The organism is Franconibacter helveticus LMG 23732 (assembly GCF_000463115.2).
Classification (GTDB): domain Bacteria; phylum Pseudomonadota; class Gammaproteobacteria; order Enterobacterales; family Enterobacteriaceae; genus Franconibacter; species Franconibacter helveticus.
In genome coordinates, this window is the sequence record NZ_AWFX01000007.1 from 41119 (window position 1) to 53717 (window position 12599).

The 12599-nt window shown below is 56.1% G+C and carries 16 protein-coding genes; 11 read left to right on the forward strand and 5 right to left on the reverse strand.

Annotation, left to right across the window (positions count from 1 at the left end; translation table 11 throughout):
* The first annotated feature begins 10 nt into the window (after positions 1–10).
* The 5 genes from rlmB (at position 11) to DW56_RS02505 (ending at position 4880) form a co-directional block, all read left to right on the forward strand.
* Positions 11–742 (forward strand): 23S rRNA (guanosine(2251)-2'-O)-methyltransferase RlmB, encoded by a 732-nt coding sequence (rlmB, locus tag DW56_RS02485; RefSeq protein ID WP_024553300.1) that lies wholly within the window; start codon positions 11–13, stop codon positions 740–742.
* Between the two features lie 225 nt (positions 743–967).
* On the forward strand, positions 968–1345 hold the full coding sequence (locus tag DW56_RS02490; RefSeq protein WP_029697537.1) for a DUF350 domain-containing protein: 378 nt from the start codon (positions 968–970) through the stop codon (positions 1343–1345).
* Positions 1346–1428: 83 nt separating this feature from the next.
* Positions 1429–1998 (forward strand): DUF1190 domain-containing protein, encoded by a 570-nt coding sequence (locus DW56_RS02495; RefSeq protein ID WP_051179258.1) that lies wholly within the window; start codon positions 1429–1431, stop codon positions 1996–1998.
* A complete protein-coding gene (locus tag DW56_RS02500; protein ID WP_024553303.1) occupies positions 1999–3162 on the forward strand; it encodes a glutathionylspermidine synthase family protein in 1164 nt (387 codons plus the stop codon).
* 83 nt (positions 3163–3245) lie between these two features.
* A complete protein-coding gene (locus DW56_RS02505; RefSeq protein WP_024562280.1) occupies positions 3246–4880 on the forward strand; it encodes an isovaleryl-CoA dehydrogenase in 1635 nt (544 codons plus the stop codon).
* Here DW56_RS02505 and DW56_RS02510 read toward each other — a convergent pair whose 3' ends face one another.
* The 3 genes from DW56_RS02510 to bsmA all read right to left on the reverse strand — a co-directional run bounded on the left by DW56_RS02510 (position 4881) and on the right by bsmA (position 7696).
* Positions 4881–6812 (reverse strand): methyl-accepting chemotaxis protein, encoded by a 1932-nt coding sequence (locus DW56_RS02510; RefSeq protein WP_024554937.1) that lies wholly within the window; start codon positions 6810–6812, stop codon positions 4881–4883.
* 151 nt (positions 6813–6963) lie between these two features.
* Positions 6964–7239: a YdgH/BhsA/McbA-like domain containing protein gene (locus DW56_RS02515; protein WP_024554936.1), complete on the reverse strand. Its 276-nt coding sequence runs from the start codon at positions 7237–7239 to the stop codon at positions 6964–6966.
* 142 nt (positions 7240–7381) lie between these two features.
* Positions 7382–7696 (reverse strand): biofilm peroxide resistance protein BsmA, encoded by a 315-nt coding sequence (gene bsmA, locus DW56_RS02520; protein ID WP_035889406.1) that lies wholly within the window; start codon positions 7694–7696, stop codon positions 7382–7384.
* A gap of 207 nt (positions 7697–7903) precedes the next feature.
* Here bsmA and yjfP point away from each other — a divergent pair, with 207 nt between their 5' ends.
* Positions 7904–8629 carry an esterase gene (gene yjfP / locus DW56_RS02525; RefSeq protein ID WP_024554934.1) on the forward strand — a complete coding sequence of 242 codons (726 nt, stop codon included), beginning with the start codon at positions 7904–7906 and terminating at the stop codon, positions 8627–8629.
* A 113-nt stretch (positions 8630–8742) separates the two neighbouring features.
* On the opposite strand, the gene DW56_RS02530 is transcribed toward yjfP, so the two are convergent.
* Positions 8743–8967 (reverse strand): hypothetical protein, encoded by a 225-nt coding sequence (locus DW56_RS02530; protein ID WP_051179260.1) that lies wholly within the window; start codon positions 8965–8967, stop codon positions 8743–8745.
* Between the two features lie 340 nt (positions 8968–9307).
* Here DW56_RS02530 and rpsF point away from each other — a divergent pair, with 340 nt between their 5' ends.
* From rpsF to DW56_RS02555, 5 genes are all read left to right on the forward strand, one after another.
* Positions 9308–9703, forward strand: coding sequence for a 30S ribosomal protein S6 (rpsF, locus tag DW56_RS02535; RefSeq protein ID WP_024554932.1), 396 nt, complete (start codon positions 9308–9310; stop codon positions 9701–9703).
* Positions 9704–9709: 6 nt separating this feature from the next.
* Positions 9710–10024: a primosomal replication protein N gene (priB, locus tag DW56_RS02540; protein WP_024554931.1), complete on the forward strand. Its 315-nt coding sequence runs from the start codon at positions 9710–9712 to the stop codon at positions 10022–10024.
* A gap of 4 nt (positions 10025–10028) precedes the next feature.
* Entirely contained in the window at positions 10029–10256 is a 228-nt protein-coding gene (gene rpsR, locus DW56_RS02545) for a 30S ribosomal protein S18 (RefSeq protein ID WP_000135199.1), read from the forward strand.
* A gap of 41 nt (positions 10257–10297) precedes the next feature.
* Positions 10298–10747: a 50S ribosomal protein L9 gene (gene rplI / locus DW56_RS02550; RefSeq protein WP_024554930.1), complete on the forward strand. Its 450-nt coding sequence runs from the start codon at positions 10298–10300 to the stop codon at positions 10745–10747.
* Positions 10748–10910: 163 nt separating this feature from the next.
* Complete coding sequence (locus DW56_RS02555; RefSeq protein WP_024554929.1) at positions 10911–11840, forward strand: DMT family transporter; 930 nt, start codon at positions 10911–10913, stop codon at positions 11838–11840.
* 36 nt (positions 11841–11876) lie between these two features.
* On the opposite strand, the gene DW56_RS02560 is transcribed toward DW56_RS02555, so the two are convergent.
* Positions 11877–12494, reverse strand: a complete 618-nt coding sequence (locus DW56_RS02560) for an OapA family protein (RefSeq protein WP_024554928.1) — start codon at positions 12492–12494, stop codon at positions 11877–11879.
* Between the last annotated feature and the right edge of the window lie 105 nt (positions 12495–12599).

A 12599-nucleotide genomic window follows, 5' to 3' on the forward strand; every position in this document is an offset into this window, starting at 1 on the left:
AGTACTATTCATGAGTGAAATGATTTACGGCATCCACGCCGTTCAGGCGCTGCTTGAGCGTGCGCCGGAGCGCTTTCAGGAAGTTTTTATTCTCAAGGGACGCGAAGACAAGCGCCTGTTGCCGCTTATCCACGCGCTGGAAGCGCAGGGCGTGCCGATCCAGGTCGCGAGCCGCCAGTTTCTTGATGAGAAAGCCGACGGCGCCGTGCATCAGGGCATTATCGCCCGCGTGAAGCCAGGACGTCAGTATCAGGAAAACGATCTACCAGATCTGATCGCCCAGTACGATCAGCCGTTTCTGTTGATCCTGGATGGCGTGACCGATCCGCATAACCTCGGCGCCTGCCTGCGCAGCGCGGATGCCGCGGGCGTGCATGCGGTTATCGTACCGAAAGATCGTTCCGCCCAGCTTAACGCTACGGCGAAAAAAGTGGCCTGCGGCGCGGCGGAAAGCGTACCGCTGATCCGCGTCACCAACCTGGCGCGCACTATGCGTCAGTTGCAGGAGGCGAATGTCTGGATCGTCGGCACGGCGGGCGAAGCGGACCACACGCTTTACCAGAGCAAAATGACCGGCCCGATGGCGCTGGTGATGGGCGCGGAAGGCGAAGGCATGCGCCGTCTCACGCGCGAACATTGCGACGAGCTTATCAGCATCCCCATGGCGGGCAGCGTCTCTTCTCTGAACGTATCGGTAGCGACGGGGATTTGCCTGTTTGAAGCGGTGCGCCAGCGCGGTTGAGCATAGTTAATAAAGAAAAAAGCCACCTTTCGGGGTGGCTTTTTTTTTGCCGCAGCGTCAAAAACCAGGGGGATAAATTTCCAGACGTATAGTGTAAAGTTTTGGCAGGAAAATCAGTCGCTCCACGCAGGCTGCTACTATAAACGTCACAGGCGCGTGGCCTGTTAACTTCCATTACTTTTAACCGGATCGGGAGAAGCGACCGTGCAGACATTCCATGGACTGATGGCGTTTTGCGCTTACTTTTTTATCGGGCTGGTGATGATTAACTGTTTTATGTTTATCTACACCCGAATCACCCCGTACAACGAATGGCAGTTAATTAAAGAAAATAACAGCTCGGCGGCAGCGGCCTTTAGCGGCGCTATTCTTGGGTATGTTATTCCGCTGGCCAGCGCGGCGGTAAACTCCGTCAGCCTGCTGGACTATCTCATCTGGGGAGCGATTGCGCTGGTCGTTCAGCTTATCATCTACGCTGGCGTGCGCGTTTATATGCCGAAGCTGAGCAATAAGATTGCGGATGGCAATATAGCGGCCGGGATATTTATGGGCGCGGCGTCGCTGGCGGGCGGTATTCTCAACGCAGCCTGCATGACCTGGTAAACAATAACGAATAAAGCTAATCAAGGGTAAAAATGGCGGCATCAAGGAAGAGGCGAAAAAAACGCCGTCTCCCCAGCCCGGTAATGAATTCTGCCGATCTGGATATCTATAAAAACACGAAGAAACGTAAAGGGCCGAAAGTTTTAACGCTCGCCATTATGGGCGGCGCGGCCTTTTTCGCAATTAAAAGCGGCGGCAAGGCCAGCGATAACGATGGCGACGGCTATTTCTATAACTCTGTCGAGTCATGCGTCGCGGACGACAATCCGCGCGACGTTTGCACTCAGGCATGGAATGCCTCAAAAACGGCTTTAGAAAATGAGGCTTCGCTGCCGTTAACCTGGGCTGCCTGTTATGACCGTTACGATAACTGCATCTGGGATGCGCAGCGACAAACATGGATGCCGGTTATGGCGGGTTTTCTGTTGGCGAAACGGCAGAAACAGGATGAAGAGCAGGAGAGCCATACCAGCACTTATCATGGCAGCTCGTTCTATTATTCCCGCCCGGTCTGGCGCAATACCTCAGGCGATTACGCCTGGCGCTCCCGCTCAACATCCAGCGTGAATGGCTATGCAACCCGCAGCGTTAAAACGCTTTCGCGCGGCGGTTTTGCAGGCTCCTCCGGCGCTCACGGCCGCTGGGGAGGCTAGATGTTGCGTCACGCCGTCCCGGTGCGCCCGGGGCTTGAGCGCACTGCGCGCGATCACGGCTTTAATTTCCATATCATTGATAATGAAATTTACTGGGACGAAAGCCGCGCCTATCGCTTCACGCTTAAGCAAATCGAAGAGCAGATTGAAAAGCCCACCAACGAACTGCACGCCATGTGTCTTGATGTGGTTGACCGCGCGCTGCGTAACGAGGCTATGCTGGAACAGCTGGCCATCCCGGAACTGTACTGGGATGCCATTGCCCGCAGCTGGCAGGAAAACGACCCCTCGCTCTATGGCCGTATGGATTTTGTCTGGTGCGGAAAAGGCCCGGTAAAGCTGCTGGAATACAATGCCGATACGCCTACGTCGCTTTATGAGTCAGCTTACTTTCAGTGGCTGTGGCTTGAGGAGGCGCGCGCGCATCGTTTCATTCCCCGCAATGCCGATCAATACAACGCCATCCAGGAAAAGCTTATCGCCCGGTTCGCCGAGCTGAAAAGCGCAGACCCGCTCTATTTTTGCTGCTGTAAAGAAACCGAAGAAGATCGCGGCACGGTGCTTTATCTGGAGGATTGCGCGGTGCAGGCGGGGCTTAATACCCGTTTTATCTACATGGAAGATCTGGGGCTTGGCGTAGGCGGGCTGTTGACAGATTTGCAGGATAACGTGATTCGTCAGGCGTTTAAGCTCTACCCGCTGGAATGGATGATGCGCGACGAAAACGGGCCATTACTGCGCAAGCGGCACGAGCGCTGGATTGAACCGCTCTGGAAAAGCATCCTGAGCAACAAAGGGCTTTTGCCGCTGCTGTGGCGCTTTTTCCCTGGACATCCTAATCTGCTGCCCGCCTGGTTTGATGGCGAAGCGGCGATAGTCGCGCCGGGCGAAAGCTATGTGCGTAAGCCGCTCTTTTCCCGCGAGGGCGGAAACGTCACGATTTTCGACGGCCAGCATCGCGTGCTTGACCAGCAGGGCGGCGTCTACGGCGCGGAGCCGGTTATCTGGCAGGCTTTCCAGCCGCTGCCGCGCTTTGGCGACAGTTATACCCTCATTGGCAGTTGGGTGGTGGATGATGAAGCCGTGGGGATGGGCATTCGCGAAGACAGTACCCTGATAACCAAAGATACCTCGAGGTTTGTACCGCACTATATCGCGGGTTAACCGCGCTTTTGTGACCGCATTCCATGCGCGCCTTCCCGCCGCTGCCATAATGAGTGGCGGTGCCCATAACGGAGGGAGAGCGCATGTCGTGGCAAACGCACACTGTTTTTAATCAACCCATTCCCTTAAATAACAGCAACCTCTTTTTATCCGACGCCGCTCTGCGCGAGGCGGTAAACCGCGAAGGCGCAGGCTGGGACGCCGGGCTGCTCGCCAGTATCGGCCAGCAGCTCGGCACAGCGGAATCGCTTGAGCTGGGACGGCTGGCGAATGCTAACCCGCCGGAACTGCTGCGCTACGACGCCAGCGGCGCGCGGCTGGACGATGTACGCTTTCACCCCGCCTGGCACCTGCTGATGCAAGGCTTGTGCACTAACCGGGTACACAACCTTCCCTGGACAGAAGAGGCGCGCCAGGGCGCGTTTGTCGCCCGCGCCGCGCGTTTCGTGCTGCATGCCCAGGTAGAAGCAGGCACGCTGTGCCCCATCACCATGACCTTCGCCGCCACGCCTTTACTGAAAACCGCGCTGCCTGCGCCGTTTCGCGACTGGCTAAAACCGCTGTTAAGCGACCGTTATGACTCCCATTTGCAGCCCGGCGCGCAGAAGCGCGGCCTGCTGATTGGCATGGGCATGACGGAGAAACAAGGCGGTTCGGATGTGCTCAGCAATACCACCCGTGCAGAGCCGCTGGCGCGCCGCGGGCCTGAAGAGGCTTACCGGCTGGTAGGGCATAAGTGGTTCTTCTCAGTGCCGCAAAGCGATGCTCACCTGGTACTGGCGCAGGCGAAAGGCGGGCTCTCCTGCTTTTTCGTGCCCCGTCTCTTGCCGGACGGGCAGCGCAACGCGGTGCGCCTTGAGCGGTTAAAAGAGAAGCTCGGCAACCGCTCCAACGCCAGCAGCGAAGCGGAGTTTTTTGACGCCACAGGCTGGCTGGTGGGCGAAGAGGGGGAAGGCGTAAGGCAGATCCTGAAAATGGGCGGGCTGACGCGCTTTGACTGCGCGCTCGGCAGCCATGGCCTGATGCGCCGTGCGCTTTCAGTCGCGCTTTATCATGCGCATCAGCGGCAGGCATTCGGCAAAAACCTCATCGAGCAACCGTTAATGCGCCAGGTTTTAGGGCGCATGGCGCTGCGGCTTGAAGGACAAACGGCGTTGCTGTTCCGCCTGGCGGGGGCGTGGGAAAAGCGCGGCGATGAGCGCGAAACGGCTTACTGCCGTCTCTTTACCCCTGCGGCGAAATACGCCGTTTGCAAAGGCGGCATTCCGTTTGTCGCCGAGGCGATGGAGGCGCTGGGCGGCATCGGCTACTGCGAAGAAAACGAGCTGCCGCGACTTTACCGCGAAATGCCGGTCAACAGTATCTGGGAAGGCTCCGGCAATATCATGTGCCTTGATGTACTGCGCGTGCTTGCACGCCATCCGGGGGCGCTTGAGATGCTGCATGCGGAATTTGATGAGGTGAAAGGACAAAACCGCCACTTTGATCGCGCCTGGCGACAGCTTCAGCAGCAGTTGCGCAAGCCGCAGGAGGCGGCCGGCAGGCTGTTGACCGGGCAGCTTTACGCGCTTGCCGCTGGCGCGCAGGTTTTGCGCCATCTGACGCCGCCGATAGCGGAGGCCTGGTGCCAGATGGCGCTGGATGTCCGTGGCGGCAACGTGCTCTCTGAACAGGTATTGAGCGATGTGCTGCTGCGCGCCACGGGCGGGGCGGGGTAATTACCCCTTGAGATGAAAGAGGCTCACCAGCTCGTTAAGGTGATGGCCTTTTTCCCGTAGCGACTGCGCCGTCTGTTCGCTGCGGGAGACTCGCCCGGCATTGATGTGCGTCGCTTCGCCAATCTGCGCCATCGCGATGTTCACCTGGCCAATACCCGCAGACTGCTCGTGTGAAGCGTGGTTTATCTCGGTCACCAGCTGGTTAATCTGATCAATGCGGCCAATGATGGTTTCCATTGCCTGGCGCGTCTGTTCAGAAAGCTGGTGGCCTTCGCTCACTTTGCCGAGCGTGTCGCTGATAAGCTCATCAATTTCTTTTACCGCGTTGGCGCTGCGCGCCGCCAGCGCCCGCACTTCCTGCGCCACCACTGCAAAGCCTTTGCCATGTTCGCCTGCGCGCGCGGCTTCAACGGCGGCGTTTAACGCCAGAATATTGGTCTGGAAAGCAATCGACTCAATAACCTGCGTGATATCGGCGATGCGCTGCGACGCGACGCGAATCGCTTCCATAGTCACAACGGCATTACCGACGGTCTCGCCGCCTTCATGCACCGCGTGCGAGGCTTCTTTCACCAGGCTTTGCGTCTGCGCCATGTTTGCCGCGTTTTGCTGTACGGTGGCGGCGAGCTGTTCCATGCTGGCGGAAGTCTCTTCCACACTGCTTGCCTGCTTGTTGATTTGCTCGCTGATCTCTTCGCTGTCGGCAGCAAGCGTGGTGGTGCCCTGACGGATATCGCCCGCGGCGTCGCGCACTTTGCTGACTATCTCCTGAAGCCCGTTGCCAATGCCGTTCAGCGCCTGAATCAGCTGGCCGACCTCATCATGACGCCTGGTCTGAATAGCGGAACGCAGATCGCCCGCAGCATACTGCTGCGCCAGCGCTATTGCTTCGCGCAGCGGCGCGGTCAACAGGCGGCGGGTCATCCAGACAAAGGCGGCGGCAAAAAGCAGAGAGATGACGATGCCGGCAGCCAGGAACTGATTACGCAGCGTCGTTACGCTTGCCAGCAGCACCGCTTTATCCGCTTCGCCAACGATAACCCAGTTCCAGCCGGGCAGATGGGTGAAGCTCATAATCACTTTACGGCCCTGAGCGTTTGTGCGCTCCAGCGTGCCTGTTTCCTCTTTTAACAGCGTTTGCTGGATGGCTTGCGGCCACTGCGGCAGCTGGCCCTCCTGTTTGCTGTGAAAGAGGAACTGGCCGTAGTTTTTACCGGCCGCGCCGTTCAGCACATAGAAATGGCCACTGTCGCCCAGGCGGCGGTTAAGGATCTTTTCACGCATCACTTGCCAGGAGTCAGTGATATCCACGCCGACAAACAGAATCGCGATAACGTCGCCTGTGGCATCTTTTACCGGCTGGTACTGCGTGATGTAGCGCTTGCCGAAAAGCGAGGCCAGACCACGGTAAACCTCGCCGCGGCGAGCGTTAGCGAAGGCGGGGCTTTCGCGATCGAGTTGCGTGCCGATAGCGCGCTCGCCATTTTCTTTACGAAGCGAGGTGGCTACGCGCACAAAATCATCGCCGCTGCGAACAAACAGCGTGGCGATGGCTCCGGTGCGCGCCAGAAAGTCATCGGGCAGGGCGTTGTTTTCATGCAGCGAAACGTCCGCGCCTTTCAGCATCGGCACGCTGATGCCGTTAATGGTTTGCGGCTGGCTGGCGTCACGCGTAAGGGGCTGCGGCAGAAAACTGTTGAACAGCGTGGTGTAGCTCGCCACTTCGGCATTTAAGCTGCTGTCGAACATCTGCACCATATCTACCACGCTGGTTGTCTGATTATGCAAATCTTCAGTAGCCAGCGCTTCCAGCTGTTGGCTGGCTTTATGGCTTAAAGCGAGCGTAAAGAGAAGAAAAAGCAGGGCAACGGCAAGACCGGTCAGCAATGAGAGCTTCGCGCCAAGCCCCCAACGGCGAAAAAAAAGTGTCATAAACGAGCCTGTTATTGGTAAGGGGGTGGCTCGTTCAACGGCAGCGCGCGGTTAATATTTATTAATCAAATGTAACTATTTATTTCTGCGAATAATGATTCAGATCATTGCGTGAGGAAAAAATCGTCAATAAATGACGAGATATTCCCCATCAGGCATAAATAATGGCCTGCGCCTGCCAGCTGTCGGCGCGCAGGGTTTCGTGCATCTGCACGATGCGATAATAAGAAGCGCCTTGCTCATCGGCTTTCCAGGCAATAAGGCGTTCGACATCCTGCGGGCTGCCGACGACTTCGCTCACGGAAATGGTGCCGATTTCACTCAGGCCGGTAACGCGATCGGCGCTGGCGTTTTCCGCCGACTGGGCGGAGGTGGTGATAAGCCCTACCGAGAGCAGCAGGGAAGTCAAAGCAAGCGATTGTTTCATTATCGTCTCCTCACATTACCCTGTCCGGGCAGGGCATTCCTTCGCGTTCGGGTCCTGATCCTTCAGGCTTACCAGGAGATAATTGTGCACAAGTAACGATCAACGTACGCAAGGCAGTGTAAATTTGCTTAATTACTGTTGATTAGGGGCCTTTACGAAACAAAATGGCCTGGCCATACCAGCGGCCCGGCACCACGGTTTCGTCGTTAACCAGCACCTGATAATAATCCGCTTTCGCCGCCGCCGCTTTTTCGCGTAATTCCCGCAGGCTGTCGTCAGGCGAACCACGCTCAAGCGAGGTAACTGTGCCGATTTTTACCAGCCCCTGAGTCTGGTTACGCTGAATTTCCTGCGGCTGGTCCGTAACCGGCGGCGCAGGTTGCGGCGTGCCCTGTAGTGCGCTGCACGCGCTCAGCGTAAAAATCAGCAAAAGGGGTACGATTCGTTGCATCACCATCTCTTTAACCTGATAGCCTTAGTGTAGTTGGGGACAAACGGAAAGCGTGTGGCAGCTTCCCGTTCTGTTATCTCTGGCGCGCTTTTTGTCGGCGCCCGTGTCAAAAGCGTAATGTATATCTCACACCGTTGCCTGATTGACTGGCCGGCTTTACAGAACAAAAAACGTCCATAAGCGCTTTTATAGTATGAAAGGGATGAATTTATGATGATTGAAATCACATCAGAAAGGTTGGGCGCAGGCGAAGTGCTTCATGCCACTCCTGCCGGAAAAGGGCGTCATCCTCTTCCCACCGTAGTGTTTTATCATGGCTTTGCATCATCAAAAACGGTTTACAGCTACTTTGCTGTGGCGCTGGCGCAGGCAGGTTTTCGGGTGATCATGCCCGATGCGCCGGAGCACGGCGCGCGTTTTACTGGCGATGCGGCAGGCCGCATTCAGCGTTTCTGGCCCATCCTTCACGGCAATTTAACGGAGTATCCGGCGTTGCGGGATGCCCTGTTTGCTGAAGATCTGGTGGCAGATGGACGACTGGCGGTAGGCGGCGCCTCTATGGGCGGCATGACGGCGCTGGGCATTATGGCGCGTTACCCTGAGGTGCGTTGCGTCGCCTCGTTGATGGGCTCCGCTTATTACGGGTCGCTTTCAAAAACGCTTTTCCCGCCTGCGGAAAATAGCGCCGGCGTGCTGGCGTCCCTCGCGGACTATGAGGCCAGCCAGCAACTGGCGAACCTCTCTAACAGGCCGCTCTTTTTGTGGCATGGCGAGGAAGATGACGTTGTGCCTGCGGTTGAAAGCTTCCGTTTGCAGCATGCGCTGGCGCGCGAGGGGCTGAATAAAAACCTCACCTGCGTATGGGAGGCGGGAGTAAAACATCGCATCACGCCGCTGGCGCTGGAGTCCGCCACAGGTTTTTTCTTACAGCATCTGTAAACCAGGAAAAAGCCCCCGGAGCGGGGGCAAAAGGTTTATGGCTATTTCGTTGTGGTTATCCTGGTGGAAAGCGAACCATACCGTTTTGGCATCGTTATAAATTAGCTGCCTGATCACGGCTCAACGGGCGCTGCCGCCTCTGCTTTTATCAACTCTGCTTCGTTAAATGCACGTTGCGCAGTCTCGTCGCCAGCAGCGCGGTTATGGTTGATATAAATAACGCCCAGGCTGTGCACGTCATCCATATTTCGGGCCATCGGCCCCTGGACTTCTATCGCTGCGGTTGCGCTTGCGGCAGGAATAAGCGCAGCCAGCAGAATGAATGTGAAGGTTTTCATAAGTACGCTCCACTACAGCTCATTAATTACGTTTGGTTTATTCCTCCTTTGTTTAATGACCCTTACAAAAAGTGTAATGCTACTTTGGCGTTTAAAAAGTGACCATTTTTGAACAACTCCAACAAAAAACAGCGGCGAATGAAGATTAAAGGAGCGAAATCAGCACGTTGGACACGCGTTAACCAGCGCGGGCAATTAATTGCGCGATTGCCTTGAGTTTACGAAGGGGCGCAAGTAGAATGACGCGTCAATTTTTCAGCCGCCCTTTAACACGTTCCTTGCCTCCCCGGGCCGCGGCTGACCCAGACAGGAGGCTGAATAATCCGTAAGGAGCAATTCGATGCGTCATTACGAAATCGTTTTTATGGTCCATCCTGACCAGAGCGAACAGGTTCCGGGCATGATCGAGCGTTACACTGGTGCTATCACTGGTGCAGAAGGCAAGATCCACCGTCTGGAAGACTGGGGCCGCCGTCAGCTGGCTTACCCGATCAACAAACTGCACAAAGCTCACTACGTTCTGCTGAACGTTGAAGCGCCGCAGGAAGTTATCGATGAGCTGGAAACTAACTTCCGCTTCAACGATGCCGTTATCCGCAGCATGGTTATGCGTACCAAACACGCCGTGACTGAAGCATCTCCGATGGTTAAAGCGAAAGACGAGCGCCGTGAGCGTCGTGAAGATTTCGCTAACGAAACCGCAGATGATGCTGATGCTGGGGATTCTGAAGAGTAATTACTGATGGCCAACCGTCTGGTGTTGTCCGGCACCGTGTGCAGGGCACCCCTTCGAAAGGTCAGCCCATCAGGAATTCCTCACTGCCAGTTCGTGCTTGAGCACCGTTCCGTGCAGGAGGAAGCCGGTTTACACCGGCAGGCGTGGTGTCAAATGCCAGTTATTATTAGCGGGCACGAGAACCAGGCCGTTACTCACAGTATAACGGTCGGCACGCACATTACCGTTCATGGCTTCATCAGCTGCCACAAGGCGCGAAATGGCCTGAGTAAAATGGTGTTGCATGCCGAGCAGATTGAATTGATAGATTCTGGAGACTAGCCAAATGGCACGTTATTTCCGTCGTCGCAAGTTCTGCCGTTTCACCGCGGAAGGCGTTCAAGAGATCGACTATAAAGATATCGCTACGCTGAAAAACTACATCACCGAAAGCGGTAAGATTGTCCCGAGCCGTATCACCGGTACCCGTGCAAAGTACCAGCGTCAGCTGGCTCGCGCTATCAAACGCGCTCGCTACCTGTCCCTGCTGCCGTACACTGATCGTCATCAGTAATCGGTCACGGTCCATTAATACGACTTTGAGAGGATAAGGTAATGCAAGTTATTCTGCTTGATAAAGTAGCAAACCTGGGCAGCCTGGGCGACCAGGTAAACGTTAAAGCGGGCTACGCTCGTAACTTCCTGGTTCCGCAGGGCAAAGCTGTGCCGGCAACCAAGAAAAACGTTGAGTTCTTCGAAGCACGTCGTGCTGAACTGGAAGCTAAACTGGCTGACGTTCTGGCGGCTGCTGAAGCTCGCGCTGAGAAAATCAACGCGCTGGGCTCTGTTACCATCGCGTCCAAATCTGGCGACGAAGGTAAACTGTTCGGTTCCATTGGTACCCGCGACATCGCTGACGCTGTAACCGCAGCTGGCGTTGAAGTGGCTAAGAGCGAAGTTCGTCTGCCGAACGGCGTTCTGCGTACCACTGGCGAGCACGAAGTGGACTTCCAGGTTCACAGCGAAGTATTCGCTAAACTGACTGTAAACGTAGTCGCTGAATAAGTTTTTATTCGCCATTACGTAAAGACGCCGGCCTTGCGCCGGCGTTTTGCTTTTTATTTCCCGGCTAACGGATCTGCCTCCCGCTTTGGCTCTGGTATGGTAGCTATTTTTTGCGCATTCCTTAATAATAAAATGAAACGCAATTTTATCTTTGGGATGTGCCATGGAAACCGCGCTTCAGGCCCCGCTCTTTGCCCGTAAAAATGTTGCTTATGCTGGCGCCACGCTCTGTTGTCTGCTGTGGGGCAGCTCTTATCCCGCTATTAAAAGCGGATACGAACTTTTTCAAATAGCCACTGACGATATCCCTTCTAAGGTGGTGTTCGCAGGCTATCGCTTCCTGTTTGCCGGGCTGTTGTTACTGCTTTTCGCGCTGGCGCAGCGCAAACCCATCGCCAGGCTTAGCTCGCATCAGTACGGTCAGCTTGCTCTGCTGGGCCTGACGCAAACCTCTATTCAGTATCTCTTTTTCTACATAGGACTGGCTTTCACCACTGGCGTGAAAGGGTCGATCATGAACGCCACCGGCACCTTCTTCAGCGTGTTGCTGGCGCATTTTATCTACCAGAACGACAGGCTGAGCTATAACAAAACGCTGGGCTGCATTCTTGGGTTCGCAGGCGTCATGCTGGTGAACTTCAACCATTCGCTGGTGGATTTTACTTTTGTCTGGACGGGCGATGGTTTCGTGGTGCTGGCGGCATTTATCCTTTCAGCGGCCACGCTTTACGGTAAGCGAATTTCACAGACCGTCGATCCGACGGTCATGACGGGCTGGCAGCTGGCATTCGGCGGCGGCGTGCTGGTGGCGGGCGGCTATCTGACAGGCGGCACGCTGGAACTGCATAGCCTGAAAGCGGCTCTGGTGCTGGGGTATCTGACGCTGCTTTCGTCTGTCGCGTTCGCTTTATGGAGCGTGTTACTCAAGCACAACCGCGTCAGCATGATAGCGCCGTTCAACTTTGTGGTGCCGATTGCGGGAACGGTGCTCTCCGCCATTTTCCTCGGCGAAAATATCTTCGACATTAAATACGCCATCGCGCTGGTGCTGGTCTGTTCGGGGATCTGGTGGGTAAATAAAAGAAACGCTTAAAAGAAGGGCCGGGCAGGATCGCCCGGCTTTTACGCATTACCGCACGCGAATAAAGCTGCCGTCCGGCTGCCGGGTAAACAACACTTGCTGGTTCTCAGACACATCAATGGTCAGCGCCGTCACCACGCCGCTGGCATTCTGGCGTACCTGCACCATCTGGCCGGTTTGCAGATTGCTCAGCGGTTTGCCTTCGCCCTCAACCTTCGCCATGGCGTAAATGTCGGTAGCCGGGAGGTTATGGTCGCGAAAAAGCTGCGCCAGGGTTTTGCCTGACTCCACGCGGTAGCTGCGCCATTGCTGATCGATATCGCTGTTATTGGCCTGGAAGGGCTGTTCCGCCTGGTTACCGGCAGGCGCAGGCTCCTGCACCGGCTGCGGTTCCACGGGCTGGTTTTGCGGCGCGCTGGCGGGCGGATTAACCAGCTCCGCCTGCATCGGCGCCTGAGACGAGGAGCGAATATCAAGCTCGGCGTCGCGTGTTACCGGGGTTGCGGTTTCCTGCGGCGATGGCCAGAGAAAGCAGATAATAATCACCACGGCGGCGAGAATAATGCCGCGGCGATGCAAAGGCGGCAGAGGATCCATAATCCGCAGCCGGTCCGGTGCGTGCCAAATCCGCGCCAGGGTGGGTTTAAAGGCGAATCGTCCAGGCATGCTTTCCTCCCGTTTTGCTCATCGCGCTGTCGCCTGCGCAAGTGTATCCAGTATAGTTGCCTAACTGCTTGATGCCTGTGGCAATGTCATCTTTCGTGATTTCAG

Coding starts and splice junctions, on each gene's coding strand:
- rlmB (WP_024553300.1), top strand. CDS start 11: ATGAGTGAAATGATTTACGGCATCCACGCCGTTCAGGCGCTGCTTGAG.
- DW56_RS02490 (WP_029697537.1), top strand. CDS start 968: ATGGCGTTTTGCGCTTACTTTTTTATCGGGCTGGTGATGATTAACTGT.
- DW56_RS02495 (WP_051179258.1), top strand. CDS start 1,429: ATGAATTCTGCCGATCTGGATATCTATAAAAACACGAAGAAACGTAAA.
- DW56_RS02500 (WP_024553303.1), top strand. CDS start 1,999: ATGTTGCGTCACGCCGTCCCGGTGCGCCCGGGGCTTGAGCGCACTGCG.
- DW56_RS02505 (WP_024562280.1), top strand. CDS start 3,246: ATGTCGTGGCAAACGCACACTGTTTTTAATCAACCCATTCCCTTAAAT.
- DW56_RS02510 (WP_024554937.1), bottom strand. CDS start 6,812: ATGACACTTTTTTTTCGCCGTTGGGGGCTTGGCGCGAAGCTCTCATTG.
- DW56_RS02515 (WP_024554936.1), bottom strand. CDS start 7,239: ATGAAACAATCGCTTGCTTTGACTTCCCTGCTGCTCTCGGTAGGGCTT.
- bsmA (WP_035889406.1), bottom strand. CDS start 7,696: ATGGTGATGCAACGAATCGTACCCCTTTTGCTGATTTTTACGCTGAGC.
- yjfP (WP_024554934.1), top strand. CDS start 7,904: ATGATTGAAATCACATCAGAAAGGTTGGGCGCAGGCGAAGTGCTTCAT.
- DW56_RS02530 (WP_051179260.1), bottom strand. CDS start 8,967: ATGAAAACCTTCACATTCATTCTGCTGGCTGCGCTTATTCCTGCCGCA.
- rpsF (WP_024554932.1), top strand. CDS start 9,308: ATGCGTCATTACGAAATCGTTTTTATGGTCCATCCTGACCAGAGCGAA.
- priB (WP_024554931.1), top strand. CDS start 9,710: ATGGCCAACCGTCTGGTGTTGTCCGGCACCGTGTGCAGGGCACCCCTT.
- rpsR (WP_000135199.1), top strand. CDS start 10,029: ATGGCACGTTATTTCCGTCGTCGCAAGTTCTGCCGTTTCACCGCGGAA.
- rplI (WP_024554930.1), top strand. CDS start 10,298: ATGCAAGTTATTCTGCTTGATAAAGTAGCAAACCTGGGCAGCCTGGGC.
- DW56_RS02555 (WP_024554929.1), top strand. CDS start 10,911: ATGGAAACCGCGCTTCAGGCCCCGCTCTTTGCCCGTAAAAATGTTGCT.
- DW56_RS02560 (WP_024554928.1), bottom strand. CDS start 12,494: ATGCCTGGACGATTCGCCTTTAAACCCACCCTGGCGCGGATTTGGCAC.